At 65.8% G+C, this 3,530-nt stretch carries 4 protein-coding genes and 1 pseudogene; 2 read left to right on the forward strand and 3 right to left on the reverse strand.

Translation table 11 applies throughout. The annotated features are described in order from the left end of the window. Positions 1-186: 186 nt before the first annotated feature. A complete protein-coding gene (locus ACLP25_RS00450) occupies positions 187-630 on the reverse strand; it encodes a MarR family winged helix-turn-helix transcriptional regulator (protein ID WP_442467283.1) in 444 nt (147 codons plus the stop codon). Positions 631-677: 47 nt separating this feature from the next. Here ACLP25_RS00450 and hmgA point away from each other — a divergent pair, with 47 nt between their 5' ends. Next, entirely contained in the window at positions 678-2,030 is a 1,353-nt protein-coding gene (hmgA, locus tag ACLP25_RS00455; protein ID WP_442467284.1) for a homogentisate 1,2-dioxygenase, read from the forward strand. Continuing rightward, positions 2,027-2,845 carry a fumarylacetoacetate hydrolase family protein gene (locus ACLP25_RS00460; RefSeq protein ID WP_442467285.1) on the forward strand — a complete coding sequence of 273 codons (819 nt, stop codon included), beginning with the start codon at positions 2,027-2,029 and terminating at the stop codon, positions 2,843-2,845. Before hmgA ends, ACLP25_RS00460 begins: the two co-directional genes overlap by 4 nt. 210 nt (positions 2,846-3,055) lie before the next feature. Here ACLP25_RS00460 and ACLP25_RS00465 read toward each other — a convergent pair whose 3' ends face one another. Next, positions 3,056-3,361 carry a type II toxin-antitoxin system RelE/ParE family toxin gene (locus tag ACLP25_RS00465; RefSeq protein ID WP_442467286.1) on the reverse strand — a complete coding sequence of 102 codons (306 nt, stop codon included), beginning with the start codon at positions 3,359-3,361 and terminating at the stop codon, positions 3,056-3,058. Next, a pseudogene (locus ACLP25_RS00470) lies at positions 3,358-3,530 on the reverse strand (type II toxin-antitoxin system RelB/DinJ family antitoxin); the annotation flags it as partial. The pseudogene ACLP25_RS00470 and the gene ACLP25_RS00465, both read right to left, overlap by 4 nt.

Genomic DNA, 3,530 nt, shown 5'->3' on the forward strand with positions numbered 1-3,530 from the left:
GAGGAACCCGGGCTTGGGATGGGCGAACTCGACGAACTCGAAGCCGTCGGTGCCCATCGGGTTTTCCTCCGAAATGACCGGCGGCGGCGCCTCATGCGGAAATGGACCCATGGCAGTCGCTCCGTCAGTTGGGGCCCCTCATCTAGCGCAAAAAGTCCGCCAAATCCGGACATCGGGGCGGCGGATTTATGGTCGTGCGGCCGGATCGCCGATCGACAGCCCGAGCGCCGCCTCGAGCGCGCCGACGCCGCGCAGGAGGCCTCTCGAGCCGGCGGCGGTCATGCGCGACAGAAGATCGTCCTCATAGGCGAGCACCAGCGGCTCGAGCTGGCGGAACAGCTTGCGTCCGGCCGTCGTCAGCTTGAGGACGTAGGCCCGCTTGTCGGCGCCGGAGACGTCGCGCTCGATGAGTCCGCGGGCTTCAAGCAGCTGGACCGCCCGGCTGATCGTCGATTTGTGGGTGCGGGTCGAGGCGACGACGGCCTGGGCGGTGCAAGGACCCGCGGCGAGGGTCGCCAGGACCCGCCACTGCGGCACGTCGAGGCCAAAGCGTTCGGCGTAGAGCCCCGCCAGCCGCTCCGAAACCTCCGCGGCGAGCCGATTCAAGCGGAAAGGGAGGAATGCGTTCAAAACGAAGCCCGCGCCCATGAACTGAGCTTGACATAATCAGGTTTCATATGCAACTAATTTCGTCGCACGCGCAACCAATAGGCAACGGCGTGAAGAGCGCGATTCTCCCCGGCTACATGCCGGGTTTCGGCAATGATTTTGAAACCGAAGCGTTGCCGGGGGTTCTGCCCTGCGGCCAGAATTCGCCGCAACGCGCCGCCTACGGCCTTTACGCCGAACAACTCTCGGGGTCCCCGTTCACCGCCCCGCGCACCGTCAACGAGCGTTCGTGGCTCTATCGGATGCGGCCGAGCGTGCGGCACGCCGCGCGATTTGCGCCCGTTTCCCTGCCGTGGTGGAGGAGCGCGCCCTGCCTCGATGATCACGACTTGCCGATCGGGCAATTGCGCTGGGGTCCGCCGCCCGCGCCAGAGGGCGACCTCACGTTCGTCGCCGGCGTCCGCACGATGACGACGGCGGGCGACGTCAACACGCAGACGGGGATGTCCGCCGCGCTCTATTTTGTCAACCAGTCGATGGCGGACGACTATTTTTACGACGCCGACGGCGAGCTCCTTGTGGCGCCGCAGGCGGGCAAGCTCGTGTTCTTCACTGAGCTCGGCCGCATCGAGGTGGGTCCCGGCCACGTCTGCGTCATTCCGCGCGGCGTGAAGTTCAAGGTCGAACTCGTCGAGGGTCCGGCGCGCGGCTATCTCTGCGAGAACTACGGCGCCAAATTCACGCTTCCGAACCGCGGCCCGATCGGCGCCAACTGCCTCGCCAATCCGCGCGACTTCAAGACGCCGATCGCCGCTTTCGAGGACAAGGAGACGCCGTGCCGGCTCACGGTCAAATGGTGCGGCAAGTTCTATCAATGCGAGATCGGCCACTCGCCGCTCGACGTCGTCGGCTGGCATGGCCATTATGCGCCCTACAAATACGATCTCAGCACCTTCTCGCCTGTCGGCTCGGTCCTGTTCGATCATCCCGACCCGTCGATCTTCACGGTGCTGACGGCGCCGTCGGGGGAGGACGGCGTGGCGAACGTCGATTTCGTCATCTTCCCCGAACGCTGGCAGGTCGCCGAACATTCCTTCCGGCCGCCCTGGTACCACATGAACGTCATGTCGGAGTTCATGGGGCTCATTTATGGCCAGTACGACGCCAAGCCGGACGGCTTCGCGCCGGGCGGCGTGAGCCTTCACAATTGCATGCTGCCGCATGGTCCGGATCTCAACGCCTTCGCGAAGGCCTCGACCGAGGAGCTCAAGCCGCACAAGCTCGTCGATACGCTGGCCTTCATGTTCGAAACGCGGCTTCCGCAGCACCTCACTCGCTACGCCGCGCAACTGGAAACGCTGCAACGCGATTACGCGGATTGCTGGAGGGGCCTCGAGCGGAAGTACGGCAGCCGCCCGTGAAGCTCGCGCCGCTCAAACATGGGTGCGACGGAAAGCTCGTGGTCGTTTCGCGCGATCTGACGAAGGCGACGTCGGCGGCTGCGATCGCGCCGACGCTGCAGGCGGCGCTCGATTCATGGGCGGAGGCGGCGGCGCGGCTCGCCGCGCTCGCGGATCAGCTCGCGCGCGACGCGGTTCCCTTGTTCGCGTTCCGTGAGCAGGATTGCGCCGCGCCGCTGCCGCGCGCCTACCAATGGCTGGACGGGTCAGCCTATCTCAATCACGTGGGGCTGGGGCGCAAGGCGCGCGGCGCAGAAATGCCGCCGAACGCACTGACCGATCCCCTCATGTATCAGGGAAGTTCTGACGCGCCCTTCGGCCCGCGCGGCCCGATCCTGCTGGCAGACGAGGCCTATGGCGCCGACATGGAAGCCGAGGTCGCGGTGATCGCCGGCGACGTGCCGATGAACGTTTCCGCCGACGAAGCCGGCCAAGCCATCCGGCTTGTCATGCTGGCGAACGACGTTTCGCTACGCAACCTCATTCCGGCGGAGCTGGCCAAGGGCTTCGGCTTCTTGCAATCCAAAGCGCAGACGGCGTTCTCGCCGGTGGCGGCGACGCTCGGCGGCCCGGGCGGGGGGCTGATTGCGCGCTTCGGCGCGGAGGCGGCCCTGCCGGACGTGCCCCGGCCTAATGTCGCTCCGCCGCCTCGACCGTGTCGCCAGGATAAACTGCGCGCTTCGGGTTCAATCCCACGACGATCGTCTCGATCGTGCTCCAGTCTGGGCCGCGCTCTGGCAATTGGTGACACTTCCCGGTCTTCGGGAAAATTTTGACGCCACGGTACATGACCTTCCGCTTGTGAGCGTCTGGCCTCAGTGCGCCCGTTTTCTTCGTCGTCCCCATGCCCAGGATATTCGGCTTGACACGGGCCGACGCAAGATGAGCCCGGCGACCCAAGTTCGGTACCCGGAATGGCCGCCAAAGCGGTGAAGCGCGATCGTCAATATTGGAGCGTATTGGCTCCCCCGACGAGGCCGGGCGAACTACGCATCGTTAACGCCTGACACGATCTCGTCCGGCCACACCTGAGCGCCGTGCAGGACGCGCAGAATTCGAACCCTGTCCGCGGTCACGACATAGGCTGCGATGAAGGGCGTACGGGAAACGACGAGTTCACGGGTTCCGGCGACGCGGCCGAGGCGGCCGCTCTCGGGAAACTCGAGAAGCCGCCGCACGGCGGCGATGATTTGATCGTCGACATTGACTGCAGCGCGCGGGCTTTCGGCTTCAATGTATCTGAAGATGGCTTCTCGATCGGTGAGCGCATGCTGCGTCCAGACGAGCCTCACGACCGGCCCCGAGCTTTGCGAAGCGCCGAGGCGCGCCGTTCAGCAAAATGCGCTTCGGCCGCGGCGTCGTCGACGTCCGGGCGCTCATCCTCCAGCGCCTCTCGCACCTTCGCCCGAAACCATGCGTCGTGGGCCTCGCTGTTGCTCAGGAGCTCGATCGGGAGCGCCC

The organism is Roseiarcus sp., from assembly GCF_052145395.1.
GTDB lineage: Bacteria > Pseudomonadota > Alphaproteobacteria > Rhizobiales > Beijerinckiaceae > Roseiarcus.

What these genes read in the sequence shown, in the direction of transcription:
- hmgA (WP_442467284.1), top strand. Translation starts at nt 678, where the DNA reads ATGCAACTAATTTCGTCGCACGCGCAACCAATAGGCAACGGCGTGAAG.